At 33.3% G+C, this 16,120-nt stretch carries 20 protein-coding genes, 1 tRNA gene and 1 pseudogene; 12 read left to right on the forward strand and 10 right to left on the reverse strand.

The window, feature by feature from the left end:
- Positions 1-242 precede the first annotated feature (242 nt).
- From ABWU28_RS00645 to ABWU28_RS00655, 3 genes are all read left to right on the forward strand, one after another.
- Entirely contained in the window at positions 243-680 is a 438-nt protein-coding gene (locus ABWU28_RS00645; protein WP_353275334.1) for a hypothetical protein, read from the forward strand.
- Positions 677-1,468 carry a peptidase M61 gene (locus ABWU28_RS00650; protein WP_353275336.1) on the forward strand — a complete coding sequence of 264 codons (792 nt, stop codon included), beginning with the start codon at positions 677-679 and terminating at the stop codon, positions 1,466-1,468. The genes ABWU28_RS00645 and ABWU28_RS00650 overlap by 4 nt, the downstream gene beginning before the upstream one ends.
- Positions 1,469-1,533: 65 nt before the next feature.
- The gene (locus tag ABWU28_RS00655; protein WP_019236861.1) at positions 1,534-1,788 is read left to right on the forward strand and encodes a hypothetical protein; all 255 of its coding nucleotides are present in this window, start codon (positions 1,534-1,536) and stop codon (positions 1,786-1,788) included.
- 538 nt (positions 1,789-2,326) lie between these two features.
- Here the strand turns inward: ABWU28_RS00655 and ABWU28_RS00660 are convergent.
- A tRNA-Thr gene (locus tag ABWU28_RS00660) sits at positions 2,327-2,399 on the reverse strand.
- 28 nt (positions 2,400-2,427) lie between these two features.
- On the opposite strand from ABWU28_RS00660, the gene ABWU28_RS00665 reads away from it, so the two are divergent.
- From ABWU28_RS00665 to pdxH, 3 genes are read left to right on the forward strand one after another with little or no spacing between them, the layout of a single operon-like run.
- A complete protein-coding gene (locus tag ABWU28_RS00665; RefSeq protein WP_255324779.1) occupies positions 2,428-2,562 on the forward strand; it encodes a hypothetical protein in 135 nt (44 codons plus the stop codon).
- The gene (mutM, locus tag ABWU28_RS00670) at positions 2,528-3,343 is read left to right on the forward strand and encodes a bifunctional DNA-formamidopyrimidine glycosylase/DNA-(apurinic or apyrimidinic site) lyase (RefSeq protein ID WP_019236864.1); all 816 of its coding nucleotides are present in this window, start codon (positions 2,528-2,530) and stop codon (positions 3,341-3,343) included. Before ABWU28_RS00665 ends, mutM begins: the two co-directional genes overlap by 35 nt.
- Before the next feature lie 15 nt (positions 3,344-3,358).
- Entirely contained in the window at positions 3,359-3,952 is a 594-nt protein-coding gene (gene pdxH, locus ABWU28_RS00675) for a pyridoxamine 5'-phosphate oxidase (protein WP_214303135.1), read from the forward strand.
- 106 nt (positions 3,953-4,058) lie between these two features.
- On the opposite strand, the gene ABWU28_RS00680 is transcribed toward pdxH, so the two are convergent.
- The 4 genes from ABWU28_RS00680 to trmD form a co-directional block, all read right to left on the reverse strand.
- The gene (locus ABWU28_RS00680) at positions 4,059-4,856 is read right to left on the reverse strand and encodes a phosphoribosylformylglycinamidine synthase subunit PurQ (protein ID WP_019236865.1); all 798 of its coding nucleotides are present in this window, start codon (positions 4,854-4,856) and stop codon (positions 4,059-4,061) included.
- Entirely contained in the window at positions 4,853-6,106 is a 1,254-nt protein-coding gene (locus tag ABWU28_RS00685; protein ID WP_007302279.1) for a PstA family ABC transporter permease, read from the reverse strand. Before ABWU28_RS00685 ends, ABWU28_RS00680 begins: the two co-directional genes overlap by 4 nt.
- Positions 6,107-6,358: 252 nt before the next feature.
- A complete protein-coding gene (rplS, locus tag ABWU28_RS00690) occupies positions 6,359-6,736 on the reverse strand; it encodes a 50S ribosomal protein L19 (RefSeq protein WP_007302278.1) in 378 nt (125 codons plus the stop codon).
- Positions 6,733-7,431 carry a tRNA (guanosine(37)-N1)-methyltransferase TrmD gene (gene trmD, locus ABWU28_RS00695; protein WP_262986264.1) on the reverse strand — a complete coding sequence of 233 codons (699 nt, stop codon included), beginning with the start codon at positions 7,429-7,431 and terminating at the stop codon, positions 6,733-6,735. The genes rplS and trmD overlap by 4 nt, the downstream gene beginning before the upstream one ends.
- Positions 7,432-7,496: 65 nt before the next feature.
- Here trmD and purC point away from each other — a divergent pair, with 65 nt between their 5' ends.
- The gene (gene purC / locus ABWU28_RS00700; RefSeq protein WP_007302276.1) at positions 7,497-8,219 is read left to right on the forward strand and encodes a phosphoribosylaminoimidazolesuccinocarboxamide synthase; all 723 of its coding nucleotides are present in this window, start codon (positions 7,497-7,499) and stop codon (positions 8,217-8,219) included.
- Here the strand turns inward: purC and purM are convergent.
- Positions 8,216-9,253, reverse strand: a complete 1,038-nt coding sequence (gene purM / locus ABWU28_RS00705; RefSeq protein ID WP_353275340.1) for a phosphoribosylformylglycinamidine cyclo-ligase — start codon at positions 9,251-9,253, stop codon at positions 8,216-8,218. The two genes, purC and purM, sit on opposite strands and share 4 nt — an antisense overlap.
- A gap of 137 nt (positions 9,254-9,390) precedes the next feature.
- On the opposite strand from purM, the gene ABWU28_RS00710 reads away from it, so the two are divergent.
- From ABWU28_RS00710 to virB9, 3 genes are all read left to right on the forward strand, one after another.
- Positions 9,391-9,666: a hypothetical protein gene (locus ABWU28_RS00710; protein WP_012481935.1), complete on the forward strand. Its 276-nt coding sequence runs from the start codon at positions 9,391-9,393 to the stop codon at positions 9,664-9,666.
- Positions 9,651-10,016: a histidine phosphotransferase family protein gene (locus ABWU28_RS00715; RefSeq protein WP_125855783.1), complete on the forward strand. Its 366-nt coding sequence runs from the start codon at positions 9,651-9,653 to the stop codon at positions 10,014-10,016. The genes ABWU28_RS00710 and ABWU28_RS00715 overlap by 16 nt, the downstream gene beginning before the upstream one ends.
- Positions 10,017-10,344: 328 nt before the next feature.
- Entirely contained in the window at positions 10,345-11,130 is a 786-nt protein-coding gene (gene virB9 / locus ABWU28_RS00720; RefSeq protein ID WP_007302273.1) for a P-type conjugative transfer protein VirB9, read from the forward strand.
- A gap of 7 nt (positions 11,131-11,137) precedes the next feature.
- Here the strand turns inward: virB9 and ABWU28_RS00725 are convergent, their stop codons facing one another.
- Both ABWU28_RS00725 and mraY read right to left on the reverse strand, forming a co-directional pair.
- Complete coding sequence (locus ABWU28_RS00725; RefSeq protein ID WP_213863879.1) at positions 11,138-11,731, reverse strand: ribonuclease HII; 594 nt, start codon at positions 11,729-11,731, stop codon at positions 11,138-11,140.
- Between the two features lie 5 nt (positions 11,732-11,736).
- Positions 11,737-12,717, reverse strand: a complete 981-nt coding sequence (gene mraY / locus ABWU28_RS00730; RefSeq protein ID WP_264376692.1) for a phospho-N-acetylmuramoyl-pentapeptide-transferase — start codon at positions 12,715-12,717, stop codon at positions 11,737-11,739.
- A gap of 157 nt (positions 12,718-12,874) precedes the next feature.
- Here mraY and ABWU28_RS00735 point away from each other — a divergent pair, with 157 nt between their 5' ends.
- Both ABWU28_RS00735 and ABWU28_RS00740 read left to right on the forward strand, forming a co-directional pair.
- Positions 12,875-13,858 carry a hypothetical protein gene (locus ABWU28_RS00735; RefSeq protein ID WP_265024807.1) on the forward strand — a complete coding sequence of 328 codons (984 nt, stop codon included), beginning with the start codon at positions 12,875-12,877 and terminating at the stop codon, positions 13,856-13,858.
- A gap of 60 nt (positions 13,859-13,918) precedes the next feature.
- On the forward strand, positions 13,919-14,482 hold the full coding sequence (locus ABWU28_RS00740; RefSeq protein ID WP_264331007.1) for a DNA-3-methyladenine glycosylase: 564 nt from the start codon (positions 13,919-13,921) through the stop codon (positions 14,480-14,482).
- Positions 14,483-14,682: 200 nt separating this feature from the next.
- Here the strand turns inward: ABWU28_RS00740 and ABWU28_RS00745 are convergent.
- Both ABWU28_RS00745 and ABWU28_RS00750 read right to left on the reverse strand, forming a co-directional pair.
- A pseudogene (locus ABWU28_RS00745) lies at positions 14,683-14,910 on the reverse strand (IS5/IS1182 family transposase); the annotation flags it as partial.
- Between the two features lie 148 nt (positions 14,911-15,058).
- Positions 15,059-16,078, reverse strand: coding sequence for an Mrp/NBP35 family ATP-binding protein (locus ABWU28_RS00750; protein ID WP_353275343.1), 1,020 nt, complete (start codon positions 16,076-16,078; stop codon positions 15,059-15,061).
- Positions 16,079-16,120: the final 42 nt, after the last annotated feature.

Consider the following 16,120-nt stretch of genomic DNA (forward strand, 5'->3'; position numbering starts at 1 on the left):
CAACTATCATTCAAAGAAACTTATAGTTATTCTTAGTGTTATTACTGTAGTAACAGCGCTATGATGATAAGAATATACAATCCTTTGTAACTTTCTTCTCAGTCTTTATTATAAGGTGTTCAATAATATGGGAAGAGTAAAGTTTTAAAGAGATAATTAAAATTATCCTTATCACCTACTTAGCAATAAATTATATTTGCTTAATCGTAATTACTTACACTTCTCAATGTCCTGTTTTATTTATGGCAAACATTAAGCTTAAAAATGTACACAGTCTATTAAATTATATTATTTGTTTTTTCCTTATATACATTCAGTATATGCATTCTGCTATTGCTTTAGGTAACTCTTCATCACATTTAAAAAACTTACCTAATTTTTTACCTTTTAGAAAACCTTTTGATAATATAGAAAAAATTATTAGAACTGACAATTTTAGAAGTTTTGATCTTGATAAAAGAAATAAGCTTTATACCAATGCTCATAATAGTATCAGTTTTGTAAATATTATTAATAAAATTATCTTAGCTCAAGATAACTTATTCATACTAGAAAGTAAGCCGTATAATATAGTACTTGTTGATAATCCCAATCTTATTAGAACTACAGGTGCTGCAGGAAAGGACTATGTAATTATTGAGGGAGGCTTAAAAAAAATATCAAAGATTATACTAGAGTGATATCACATGAATTAATTCATAGATACATAGGGCGTATAATAGAGCAAGATGAGGATGAGGAAAATGAAGTAAAATATAAGTGGTTTTTTGAAGGATTTACGGAATTTTATGGAGTGAAAACCTTACTTGACACGAAATTTATTAATAAAGATGAATATTTAGAAATAATTAATACTATTTTAAAAGAATATTTTAGCTCCTTAGTACTTGATATTAATTTTGAAAAGATAGGCAAAAAACATTTACTTGATCAAAACATAAGCATGTTGAGTTATAACAAAGGTTTTATTCTTGCAATGATAATTGATGAGAAATTAAATGAGGTTAGTAATGGAAGGTATAACTTATTGACTACTATAAATAGTATAATAAGTGAAATAACTTCAAAGAAAGTTAATTTTAATGTTGACTTATTTGCAAGTCATTTAAAACATTACTTATCAGAGTCCTTTATAAAAGATATCATAGCCTCTATAAGAGATTCTAGCATACTTCTCAGTTTGTTACCTAGTAGATTACTCAATAAAAATTTAACTTTCCAAGATACTGATAAGTATAGTGATATATGCTTTAACTTAACCAGAAGTCTAGAGCTACAAAAGATACGTGGGGTTAAATTAGGTAGTGATTGCCATAATATGGGACTCAAGGATGGTCAAGAACTAAAGTGTTATAGTATTGACTTTAATAGTGGTAATATTAAGTTAAAAGTCCTTGAAAACAAGATACCGAAAGTTATACATTTGAAAGCAAATAAAATGACGAGTAGCATTCCAATATATAAATAGCTCAGATAAATGCTTGACAAAAGCTATAGTAAACCTAGACTTTGCTATTTTAAGGCAAAATAATTATGGTAAACAATAAAGAAAAACAAGTGGATTTATTATTAGAGCTTCTTAGCGCTAATATCGGTCAAGTTAGTAGTAGTGTCATACTTAAAAGAATAGAAAAGCTTTCAGATAATTTTCATGGTAGAAATAATCACAATAGCCATTGTCAGTTTGATAGAGATGGTGGAGGGCATGGTAATATATGCTGGGCAGATAAGATAAAAGAAGACCTGACTGAGAACTATCATAAAAAGGATAGAGAAATTTCTATATAACTTTTCATTAGAGCTATTTTACGGTAATTATTCAAGAGTTGAAGGATTTGGCAAAAGAAGTCCTTTTGTATTACCGTTAATATGTGTTTCCAATAATGGTAATCTCGGCCCACTAGATGATTTGAGAACATGTGTCCCTCATAAGTTTGTTGAATATAACATCAGCAATACTAGTTGGGCTAAGTTCTTATCAGATAAATTTTTTAATAACTTTTTGAGTGATATGGAAAACAGGCCTGACGATTGTAAGCAGTGTTGTTATGAAAATATTTGTGGTGGGGGAAGTTATGGTAACAGGTTTAACCCTGCCAACGTAAGTTTTAATAATCCTTCAGTATATTGTGAGGGATTTTTGGCAAAGGATTATACAATTTCTTTTAATGCATGGATTTTCTAAAGAAAAATTACGGCAGGTATTATTGAATAGTAATACTGAAAAAGCAGCTTAATGGTAGTGTATAAAAGGTATTTACTAGACGTTTTTCTATAATCTAATTAGCATCTAGAGGATTGACTTTATGAATATCGTCCTCTAAACTGCCGTTACCAAGATTCGAACTTGGGACCTCGTCATTACCAATGACGTACTCTACCACCTGAGCTACAACGGCAAGTTCACGTATTATGATAATGAATAACATGAAAAAAAATAAGGAAAAAGAAGAAGAGAGAAAAAGATTGGCAAAAGCTTTAAAGCAAAATATTCTAAAAAGAAAAAAACAGCAACAGAGTAGACAAGATGCCAGAACTCCCAGAAGTGGAAGTAATCTCTAACTTCTTATTTGATAAAATCAAAAATAAGAAAATAAGTAATGTTACAGTCAATAATTGGAATTTGCGTGTACCAATAACGAAGAATATTGATGATTTGCTAAAGGGCAAAGTTATAAATGATATCAAGCGTAGAGGTAAATATATAATCTCGAATATAGATGCTAGTATGGCTGTAATCATACACCTCGGCATGAGCGGAAAGCTTATATATGCTGAAGACAATCAAGCACAGAACAAACATGATCATGTGATATTCTTATTTTCTGACAACACTTCACTAATCTTTAATGACCCAAGAAGGTTTGGATTAGTGATTGTTTTAAACAGAGAGCAAGAACTAAATTTTTTTAATAACCTAGGAATAGAACCCCTCACAGATGAATTTAATGGAAATTATTTACAGAAGTTGCTACAGAGCAGAAAAGCAAATATCAAATCAGTATTAATGAATAATAAGCTAATAGTTGGCGTAGGTAACATATATGCTTCTGAGAGCTTATTTAGAGCTCGCATATCACCACTTAGGCTAGCACAAGATTTAACATATATAGAGTGCGAAAAACTTGCTATCGAAATAAAAAATACTCTGAGTGATGCAATTGCTGCTGGTGGTTCAACACTGAAAGATTATGCACAGCCATCTGGATCTGCTGGATACTTTCAAAATAACTTTTACGTATATGGTAAAGTGCAAAAACCTTGCAGAATCTGCAACAATATCATAACACTTATACGACAAAATGGTCGTAGCACTTATTTTTGCAATGCATGTCAGAATTAAATTTTATTTTTGCATATGACACTCTTACCTGAAAAAGATCCTTTTGATTTGTTTTCAAAGTGGTATCAAGAAGTACTTAATTCTCCGTGTAAGGAGCCAACTGCAATGACGCTAGCAACGTGTAGCAAAGACTGCATTCCATCTGCAAGAGTGGTATTACTAAAGGAATATAGTAAAGAAGGTTTTGTGTTCTTTACTAACGTAAACAGTAGAAAAGGAAAAGAATTGACTGAGAACCCCAAAGCTGCACTCGTATTTCATTGGACAGAATTTTCTAGACAAGTACGAATTGAAGGAGAAGTTAGGCTTCTAAGCGGCAAAAAGGCTGACGAATATTTCTCCTCTCGAGCACGCGATAGTCAAATTAGCGCGTGGTGCTCAAAACAATCAAGAGTTCTGAAAAATTGGCAAGATTTTGAGCAGGCTATAGAATTGAAAGAGAAAGAATTTCACAATACACAAGTTTCTCGTCCTGACTTTTGGGTGGGATTTTGCGTAATCCCAAAGGTAATTGAATTTTGGCAAGAAGGTGAATATAGGAGACACACTAGATTTAGATATACTCTTGTTGAGAAAAGCAATTGGAAAGTGGAACAATTATATCCCTAACGTTAGAGAAAGCTACTCTGCAGATCAAAAATAAAGATTTATTGTCATCCTGATCAAGTAACTTTTTATGGTTTAAAAACTTGTTGTATGTAATGTATTGTAATACTTACGCAAAATATTTTAGTGCATTCTCAAATATGAGCATTCCATCACCATATTTTGGCATAGCCACTCCTGAACGTTTACATTTTTCTTTTTCAAGAGGCCAGTTGTCCTGCTGAGTAAAAAATATTCCTCTCTCTGGGTGAGGCATTAAAGCTAAAACTCTACCACTTTTGTCTGACAAAGCTGCCAGGTCGTATATAGATCCGTTTGGATTGTAAGGAAATTGTAAATTTGCATAGTCACCATTTTCATCAACGTAACGCAGTGCAACGGAATTATTTTCAATCAATTGATTCAAAGTATCTTGATCCATAAAAAATTTGCCTTCCCCATGAGCAATAGGGAGATATAGTTCACTCAGGCCCCGTAGCCAAACAGAATTACTCTGCGGATTAACTCTCACTCTAATCCAACGACATTGGTAATTACCTATATCATTAGAGGTTAAAGCTAGATTAGAGAATTCTGGAACTAACTTTACTAATATCTGGCAACCATTACATATCCCTATAATAAGCTTATCCTGAGATAAGAAATTTTGAAATTCGTCTAACAAGTTGTTTTTTATACGCAAAGCAAACGCATTACCAGCACCAGTGTCATCACCATAGGAAAAACCTCCTGGAATTGCAAGTATATTGCTTAATTTCAGTTCACTTGGATTATCTATAATATCATTAATGTGAACGATTTTTACTTCAATATTATTAATACCAAGCTTTCTGCTACATTCCATAAATGCAAATGCAGTTTCTTTTTCGCAATTTAAGCCATAACCAGATAGGATTGTAATTTTCATGAATCAAAAAACTCGAACTTTCTTTTTACAAAATTTGCTATTAAATTCAAAGCAAATAGCATTAACAATAAAGCTATAATTGCAATGGCAGCAAGCTCAATAAATGCAATTTCAGGACTACTTGACCATATGTATATTTGTACAGGTAAAACAGTTGCCGGATCGAAGAAGGATGTAGGTGTATCAGCAATAAATGCTACCATGCCTATCATAAGTAAAGGGGAAGATTCGCCTAAAATCCTTGCAATTGCAAGCACTGCACCATGTATTATCCGTGGCAACGCAATCGGTAAAGAGTGATCCAATATCACCTTGATGTGAGGTGCACCTAGCGCAAACGCTGCATCTTTTATTGCAATAGGAACGTTTGTAAAGGCATTTTTTGTTGCAATAATAATATTAGGCAGCATCATAAATGAAAGAGTCATCCCGCCAACAAGCGGTGAAGAACGGGGTAAACCAAATATGCCCAAGTAGAGAGTCAGTCCTACCACACCAAATATTATCGAAGGCACTGCAGCAAGGTTATTCATGCTAATTTCTACAATACTGGTTATTAGCCTATTTCTAGGCATAAATTCATAAAGACAGATACCTGACATAATTCCTATTGGCAATGCCAACGCTAAGCATACTATAATTGTCATTAATGAACCGATAAATGCCCCTAAAATCCCTGCATTCTCAGGCTCACAAGAATCAGACTTAAGAAACAGAGACTTATTAAAAAATTTTCTTACTCTTCCCTTCTCTTTTAACCAATCAAGTAATTTAGCATAATGATCATTCAAATGTTTATATTTATTTATTGAATTAATTATACTTGACGCGGTAAACCAGATCTCATATTCACCACTATCTTTTACTTTCTTATGAAAAAATTTCTCTAGTTCTTTGTAAGAATTACGACTTAAAATTTCGTCACCGTCTTTAAAATCAGTTCCTTCAAACACCTTACGTAAAGAATTGTTGAGTAAGCCAATGGACTTATATCGTAAATCACCAGGATTATTAGTTAAAATAAGATCAGCATTTATTTCAACTGGTAATAAAATTTTCGTTACTGTTAAAGCACTGTAAGAGTTAACTAATATACTTAGTAATATACATATAGGACACCCAATTGAGACAATCAGTGCTGTAAAAGAGCAAAAGCATAAAATGTTGTTCTTTTTATTTTTTCTTTTTACACGAGCATGTACGCGCTTAGATTGAAGTAACTTAAGAAAGTTTTTCTTTATTATACCCATTTACTTTTCTTTACATGAGGATTTGAAAAGACTTTCCCCTTTTTCCAGTGCTTGAACTGAGATCTAACAGGCTTTGCCTGCAAATAATTTTTATATTTTCCATGAAAGCACAAACCAAAAGGAGAATCTGGATCCCAGTGTCAAACATTGGGATGACACCACAGCAGGAGGGAAAGTACAGTTGTGCGCCACACACTGGGATAATAAGAGAGAGTTTTGAGATGATACAATTGACATCACTCCCTATTGTATCTACTTAGATTTTTTTTTAACATAAGTAGTACGTTCTTTGATCCTTGCAGCTTTCCCAAATAGCTTGCACAGATAATATAATTTTGCTCTACGGACCTTTCCCTTTCTCATCACTTGTACTGAAATTAATGCAGGAGAGTAAACAAAAAATTGTGATACTATACTTTCTCCATGACTTACCTTTCTAACTGAAAAAGAAGAGTGTAATCCACGATTTCTTTTTGATATACATACGCCCTCAAATATCTGTATACGCTCACCCGTACTATCAACTACCTTAAAAGTGACCTTCAAATCATCGCCAGGACAAAAAGCTGGCATCTCTTTGGCTAACCTTTGTATTTGTTGTTCGTTAAATTTTTCAAGTAAGTTTGTCATTTATCATCTCCATTCAACAATTCAGGTCGACGTTCCTTTGTTCTAACATATGACTGTTCCCTTCTCCAATCACTTATTTTTCTGTGATTGCCAGACAACAGAACCTCAGGAACTTTGTACCTACTCCACTGCTCAGGTCTAGTATATTGAGGATATTCAAGCATACCACCACTATAACTAAAACTTTCTTCAGCAACGCTATCGAAATTATTTACTACACCTGGAAGAAGCCTAATACATGCATCAAGAACCACCATCGCAGCTGGCTCACCTCCCGAAAGTATATAATCTCCAATACTTAACTCATAAGGAGTATACACATCAATTACTCTTTGGTCAACACCTTCAAATCGACCACACAATATTGTTACATGAGGAATTTCTGTTAACTCCTTCGCAATTCTCTGATTAAATTTTGTACCAGATGGAGTCATATAAATAAATCTAGTATTTTTATGAGCAGAAAGCACATTATCAACTGCATTACCAATCACATCTGGGCGCATAACCATCCCTGCTCCACCTCCATATGGAACATCATCCACAGTTGAATGTTTATCTTTAGCAAAAGAACGAATATTTACTATTTCAAGATTCCATATTTTTTTTTCCAACGCTCTTCCAGCAAGAGAATAGTTCAAAAATCCGGGGAACATTTCTGGAAATATGGTTAATATTGTAACACTAAACGTCATTAGCAAATTTGTAGTAAACTAAGCAGCAATTTGATATTATCTTATAGTATACAGCTAAATTAATCATGTCACTGAATAAAACGATATACGAAGGTAAAGCCAAAGTCATTATTGAAACTGAAGACTCATCAACTGTTATACAGTACTTTAAAGATGATGTTACAGCGTTCAACAAGGAAAAATATGAAATTATTGAGGGCAAAGGAATAATTAATAATCATGTTAGTGCTTTTATCATGGAAAAGCTTGAAGAAGCAGGAATTAGCACGCACTTTATAAACACTCTAAACGAAAGAGAACAGCTAGTCAAAAAGCTCAAGATAATACCTCTTGAGGTAGTGGTTAGAAACATTGCAGCTGGCAGCTTTTGCAAACGTTTTAATATCAAAGAAGGTGAGGCACTTACATCTCCTATAATCGAGTTTTTTTACAAAAATGATGACCTAGCCGACCCAATGGTGAATGAAAATCACATATTATATTTTGGTTGGTTATCCCATAAAGAAATGGAAGAAGTTAAAACTACAACTTTAAAGATCAACAAAATCTTAGTCGACCTATTTTCAAATGCAAATATATATTTAGTTGATCTCAAGTTAGAATTTGGCAAATTGATAAACAACAGCACTAAAATCATTTTAGCCGATGAAATCAGCCCTGATAATTGTAGGCTATGGGATAAAAATACTCATAAAAAGCTAGACAAAGATGTTTTCCGTTTAAATCTAGGAAACTTAAAGGAAGCATACTCAGAAGTTGCAAAAAGACTGTCGGTAAAGTTAGACTAACTAAATACTACTCTATCAAGTGGAGGCTGACATGCTTCATCAAGTTTTCCAATAATCTCAATTTTTTCTCCACGCTTTTGGAAATGGCTTTCCACATCCTTCATATTATCGGGATCTACAATCAGTACTATACCTATGCCGCAATTAAATGTTTTTAACATTTCTCTCTTTTCTATTTTGCCTTCTTCTTTCAGCCATAAAAATATATCTGGCCATTTCCAAGAATTAATATTTATGTCTACAAATAAATTTCCTGAGAGAATTCTTGGAATATTGTCTATTAACCCGCCACCTGTTATATGCGCAATGCCTTTTACCTTTGGCATAATAGGCAACAAAGAATCAACATATATCTTTGTTGGCTTAAGTAATATTTCACCCCAAGATTTATTATTCCATGGAGATATATCATTATAATTTATATCTAAGCTTTTAAAAATATGGCGCACCAAAGAAAATCCATTTGAGTGAATTCCATTTGATTCTAAACCAACTACACAGTCACCTGCTTTCATTATACTACAATTTGGAAGAATTTGCTTTCGATCAACAACACCAACCACAAACCCTGCAAGGTCATAGTGATTGTTACCATACATTCCAGGCATTTCTGCAGTTTCTCCACCAACTAATGCTATTTTAGATTCCTTGCACCCTTCTGCAATGCCCTGGATTACAGACAATAAAACGTTTTTGTTTAAAACGCCTGTTGCAAAGTAATCAAGGAAAAATAAAGGTGTTGCTCCTTGTGCAAGTAGATCATTTACACACATTGCAACTAAGTCTATACCTATAGTATCATGCTTATTCACCTCTTGAGCTATTAATAGTTTTGTGCCCACTCCATCAGTTGAGGAAACAAGTACTGGATGGTCGTATTTCTTACTCAGCGAAGAAAAGTCAAACAATGCAGAAAATGATCCTACTTCACTAATTACTTCTTCTCCTTTAGTCTTTTCAATAATAGGTTTAACTTTTTTTATTAGTTCATTATATAGTTTAAGCTCTATTCCAGATTTAGCATAAGTATTCATAACGCCTTCACAAATCTTATAATTATTAATACTACATTAATGCTTTGACACAAAAAGCGCAACGAAACTTTCTCTTAAATTGACTACTACATGCCTACCAATATAGGGTTAACTTAAATCATTTATACTTTTATCCGATGAATAAAAACATAATGTTAATAACAGAGTGCCTATCAGGACGAATTCTTCATGATTTTGCTAGTTCTATGCAAGGAATAGTGGGTGGATTGGAAGAGCTTGAAGAAAACAACCCTAATATGCAAAACGAAGCATTGTCATTGCTTAAAGAAAGCTCCGATGATTTAATATATAAATATAAAGTTATGAAGCAAGCGTATTCTCATTCATCAGATAATTGCAGCTTTGTTAAGACTAAATCCAATATAGAAAATTATTTATTAAAAAAAAAGTAAAGCTTCAGTGGAGAGTAAGTGAATGTCCTACAGAAAACTTAATTGAAAAAATAAATAAGATAATTTCCAATATGGTGATAACTATAATCAGTGCAGTGGCACAAATTGAATTAGTGTCTATTTTACTGACTAAAACAGAAGATAAAACACTACTCACTATAAAAGTAGTAAATGAACATAAATCAATAAGTACATTATTAGTGAGCAAATTAACAAAAAAAAATGATATTCGTTTGGATACAAAAGACATTATTATCTATATGACTTCTTTACTGTTAGAACAGTATAACACTAAAATCAATTGCACTTGTGAAAGTAATTCACTGAATATAGGCTTAACTATAACTTGAGATGGCTTCATATTTCATAAAAGGGAATCGATACTATAAATTTGAATCTTGGATAAGGAAAGGAAAAATTTTGTGGAGTAACTTAGACATAAAATCTGTAGTTAATTTCTTTGCAGGGAGTGTTAAATAAACTGTGTCAAACCGAGAAGTAAAAATAAAATAGAAACAAAAAATGGAGGTTTGACACAGTTTATTTAACACTCCCCTTTTTCCTGCAGTAATGAATTATTATGAAGCTTGCATTTTCTGTCGCTTACTACTGGGATAGCTTAACAGTTGCAGTACATGTCTATCAATGATAAAATGAAGATCAGTTTATTTTGATACTATGATTAGGGTACTCTTTGTTGCACTATTATTTTTTTGTGGTGGTTATGCACTTGCAAAACAGGAACCAAGACCAATAGCTGGTGATAACCACATAAAGGTAATGAATTATAATCCACAGGCTATACATAAGTACACGGGCTTTTATGGTTATCAATCCAGCATATTGTTTGAGCCAGGGGAGGTAATAGAGAGTCTTTCAATGGGTGATGCAACCGGTTGGCAACTCCTTCCTCAAGGTAATAGATTATTTATTAAGCCTATAGATGATATTGCCGATACTAATGCAACTATAATTACCAACAAAAGAGTTTATTATTTCGAGTTTCATGCTGAAGAAGCAAACGGGCTAGATGATCCAAGGTTAGCATATGAAGTAAGGTTTCTTTATCCACTGTTCAACAGTGATGAAATTTATTCAACGAGTAACGGTGATATTCTAGAGCAAGCTAGTCATACCACTATCCCTGATATAAGTGATATTGAGGTTATAAAGAAAGGCTTGAATTTTAACTATTCCATCTCGCACGTTAAAGGCAGTCAATCAATAATACCAATTAAGGTTTTTGATGACGGAAAATTTACATATCTACAATTTAATAAAATAAACTCTGATTTCCCGGCAGTTTTTATGGTTGATTCTGCAGGATATGAATCCTTGATAAATTTTCGTACAGTTGATGACTACCTGATAATTGAAAGAGTAAGCTCGGTATTTACCTTAAGAAACGGATCAAGCACAGTCTGCCTGTTTAATGAAAACATACCTTTCAAAAAAGGTAAGTGATTAAAGGCTATAGTATTCTTATAGGTGCAAAATTCTTTCTATGGTGCTTCGTAATTCCATGAAGGCCAATAGCGCTGAGGTGTTCTTTTGTTCCATATCCCTTATTTTTATACCAATTATATTGAGGATGTTTATTATGCAATTCTTCCATAAGCCGATCTCTTGTAACTTTTGCAACGATTGAAGCAGCTGCGATTGATATACTTAAGCTATCACCATTCACTATAGATTTTACTTGCCATTTTACTTCAGGTGGTTGATTACCATCAACTAGCACATAATCTAGTTCTAGATTCAAGTTTGCCAACGCACGTTTCATTGAAAGCTTTGTTGCTTGCAAAATATTGTATGAGTTTATTTCTTCTACGCTTGCCATTCCTATACCAAATTTTGCAACAGACGTTATTTTTTCGTATAGAACTTGCCTACACTTAGGGGTTAGCTTTTTTGAGTCGTTTATTCCATCAATAACCGTATCTCTATCAGTAAATATTACAGCTGCAGATATCACTGGACCGGCAAGCGGACCTCTTCCAACTTCATCTACTCCTGCTATAATTCCTGATAATGTATCTTCTAATGTGAAATCTGGATATTTCATAGTTCCTATAATAAGAAAGTTAAAGCAAAAATCGAACAAGCAATAGAAATTATCCAAAATTTTATAACTATTGTATTTTCTGACCACCCTTTCTTTTCAAAGTGATGATGTATTGGTGTCATAAGGAAAACTCTTCTTCCTGCTCCATATCTAAATTTTGTATATTTAAAATATGATACCTGAATAATCACAGATAAAGTCTCTATTACAAAGATTATTCCAATAACGGCAAAAAGCATTTCTTTTTTAATTAGAACACTAGTGAGTCCTAAAGCTGCACCGATTGATAGGCTTCCAACATCACCCATAAATATTTTTGCTGGATGTGTGTTAAACCACAAGAAACTTAAAATAGCTCCTATAAATGCAATGCAGAATAAAGTAATGTTTACATCTGTCTGAGTGATGTATGCAATTAGCCCCAAAAAAGCAAAGGAAGTAATGGCTTGAGTTGCAGCAAGGCCATCTAGGCCATCTGTAAGATTCACAGCATTAGAAGAGCCGACAATTACAAATGCAGCAAACGGAAGATATAGATAGCCAAGGTCGATTGCTACTTCTCTAAATAGAGAAATTTTTGTAAAACCTTCAGCAGATTGTAGCTTAAGTATAAACATACAGACCAGAGTAACGACAAACTGAATAAGTATTTTGGTTTTTGCACTTAAACCTCGGTGGTGATTTGTCTTCAATTTTAAATAGTCATCAATAAATCCAAGTAGAGCAAAAAATAGAGTTATAAATACCAGCAATGAAATTTCTGGTGTGAATTGAGTCCAAAGCAGGATTGGTAATAAAGCAGAAGTTAGTATTATTATTCCACCCATAGGTGGTATATTCTTTTTTGTTATTAAATGACTTTCTGGTCCATATGATCTGATTGGTTGTCCATCTTTACTTATCTTTTTTAGAAGTTTTATAAAATAGGGAAAGAGAATAAACCCAAAAATAAATGAGATAAAAAACGTCTTTGTAGCTAAGATCACCTGCCTATTCAAAATTAACTAGATATTATACCAAAAGCTTTACCTAATCTCAATTTATACCTTTTTATCAGCTCATTTTATTTGGAGTAAATTTAGTTATTGATTAGTTATAGCAAAGTTTGCATACTGATATTTAGTTAATGGTAAGAGGTGGCATATGTTAGATTATATTAAAAAGCTTTTGTGGGCTACTACAGTACCTGATAATGAGAGTAGAGTTAAAAGTTCTTACACGCATATAGTAGAGAAACCTTCTTTTGGTGATGCAGCTTCAAAGTTGAGTAAGGAAGAAAGGTCAGAAGAGCATCTTGTTCTTCTAAAAGGTAAAGGCAATAGCTCTGGTACAACTGTAACAGAAGGATCGTCTAGTATTCAGAATGCAGTATCAGGCAAGAACAAGCGTGAATATATCAAATTAGACAGTGATGAAGAATGGGATAAATTCTTTGAGTTACAGAATGATCCAGACACTAATACTACAAACAAAGAACCTTTTTCTTCGAAGAAAGGAGAATCTCACTATCATGGTAAAGAGATTGTAGGCAAGATTGCTGACCAAATTAAGGCAGAGATATCGAAGGTATATACCATAGAGTCCATAATGATAAAAGAAGGCAAAAGGGAAGAGAATATTGTTTATCCTACTGTGAGAGTTGTGCTACATGCCAATAAAGAAGGAGTAGATATAGCTAAACTTCTAGGCGGTAGTATATGTAAAGAGTATGGTGTAAGAACAATTACATTTTGTCATCCTAATCAAGAAAAAAAGAGAGGGGCATGTTGCTATATTAATAATGATAGTGATAATGAGGAAAGAGTTTATGAAATAATTAGTGGGTTATATGAAATGACTTTAAAGTGGTATGTTGATGGAAGAGAATGCAAAATTAAAGTTAACATTGATGGTAATAATGGTGTAACTCTCCTTGAAGGCAACGGTGTTACTGCAGAGCAGTTGCGTGCAAATAAAGAAGTCAAAATAGGTAAGAGACGTGAACCAAAATCTTTATATGAAGCGTTAGCACCGCAGCTGCAACAAAGAAGCTCTGAATCAGTCAAAGTTTTACAACAGCCTACAACAGATATGGAAGATGTAACAACAACTTCTACTTCTCAGAGATGTAGGTATCCTCTTATCTAAATAAGGAAAAGCGAAAATAGTATGAGTTGCTTGCAAATGTAAGTAACTTGTACTTCTATGATGAATAACACAATATTACCAAGAAATTTCTATGAACGGCCAACTTTAACCGTAGCTGGGGAGCTGCTAGGGAAGATGCTGAAATTTTCTAATTTTAGTGGAATAATAACTGAAGTTGAAGCGTATATAGGAATGGATGATCCAGCTTGTCATGCAGCAAGAGGCTATACTAATCGAACCTCAGTAATGTTTGGTACGCCAGGGTTTTCGTACGTATATTTTATATATGGAATGTACTATTGTCTAAATATTGTAACAGAAGCAGAAGGATTCCCAGCAGCAGTGTTAATACGAGGATTAAAGCTCACTGAACCGCTTGAAGCAAATTTAGGCGGGCCAGGCATACTGTGCAAAAAATTAAACATTACAAAAGAACATAATAAACAAGACCTTACTATAAGTCATGAATTTTGTCTCTATGAATATCACCTCAAACCAGATTATGTGTGCACTCCAAGAATCGGAATTAGTAAAGGCAAGGAGAAATTTTGGCGATTTAAAAGTTGCGTTTTAGCAGAAATGCCTAAAATCACACTCAACAATAAATATAGATCTCCTGCATAAACTAGATAAAAAGGCAAATAGCCTTTTATGTTTACCAACAATAGACTTCTTGGATAACCTAAGGATATTTTTTGATCTTCTATGGGGGAGTTAAACATTCCCTTTTTATAAAACTTTTGCATACTCCTATTTAACTTTAATAGCTCTTTATCTTCCTGAAATCTGGATGTTTTATCAATGCATCTTCTATTCAGCCGTTAGCAAGAACTTTCACTTATTCCATAGCTTTGCACTATATGGAAATATGTACGGTATTTACACAAATATTCGAGTGCTATTAATAAATATATTTGGTTTTCCTCCTCTTGCCTTTTTCTTGGCCTCTTCCTCTATTAAAATTTCTATTATTTTTCCAATGTTTTTCTTTTGACTCCTCTTAGTCTTCGAAGCTTCTCTTCATCAAGTTTACTTACCTGCTCAAAATTTATACCTTCCCTAATATTGCTTCTACTACTTGTTTCTTAAGTTATCCAAGAAGTCTATTGTCTGTTCAGATACGAGGTAGCTGCTGCCATTTGAAATATTTTATTCACCTAAAATTACATTCTACCTATTTTAAAAGTAGTTAAACAAACTTTATAGACTGCATACAAAAGACCTAACATCTTTAGCAATGCCTTCATAAATCCTTACTAAATCCTCACTTAGCATTGAAGGGTCTCCACAATCAGAAGCACTACATATTTGCGGATCTAGAGGAACTCTGCCCAAGAGTTTGACTCCCAGCTCTTCAGACATTTTTTTTGCACCACCTTTTCCAAATATGTGTATTTTTAAATTATCTTGAACAAAATAGCTCATATTTTCCACAATGCCGATAATTGGCACGCTGAGCTTTGTGAACATATCATAAATTTTTTGTGCATCGACTAAAGCAAGCTCCTGTGGAGTTGAAACTATTATTGCTCCAGTTAAACTAAAATTCTCCATCAGACTTAAATGTACATCGCCAGTGCCAGGCGGTGTATCAATGATTAAATATTCTATATCAGACCACCTTGTTCCCATTAGCAAATTGTAAAGTGCTTTTGTGATCATAGGTCCACGCCATATTACTGCGCGGTCCTTATCAATAAAATAGCCAATTGAAATAGTATAGAGACCATGTTTCTCTATAGGCATTGCTTTACCACTCTGTATTTCTGGTTTTAATTTCTCAGTGCCCAACATTTTAGGAATCGAAGGACCATATATATCTGCATCAACTAGCGCAACTTTATGTTTTAATTCTGCTAACGAAAGAGCTAGATTTAGTGCAACTGTCGACTTACCCACACCTCCTTTACCAGAAGCAACGACAATTATATTTTTCACTCCTTCGATATGAAGTTTAGCTTTTTGTTGCCTAGCTTGTTTTTGACCAGTAGCAACTACAGTAACCTTTCCTACTCCCGGTATCGCCTTAACAGCTTGCTCACAATTTTTTCTTAATTCTTCATTTGGCTCAGTAACTTCAAGAGCAAAAGCAACATCTTTACCCTTAATAACAATTGAGGATACTACACCAACATTCTTGCCACTTTTCTTCTCTATAACCTTTTTTAGGCTCTCTCTTACGATTTCCTCATTAACCTGTGTAAAATTTTTCCAGAACATATGATGAAATTTTTTCTATTGGTGTATACTAACATAGAATAA

It is taken from the genome of Wolbachia endosymbiont (group B) of Pilophorus perplexus (assembly GCF_964028155.1).
Taxonomy (GTDB): Bacteria; Pseudomonadota; Alphaproteobacteria; order Rickettsiales; family Anaplasmataceae; genus Wolbachia.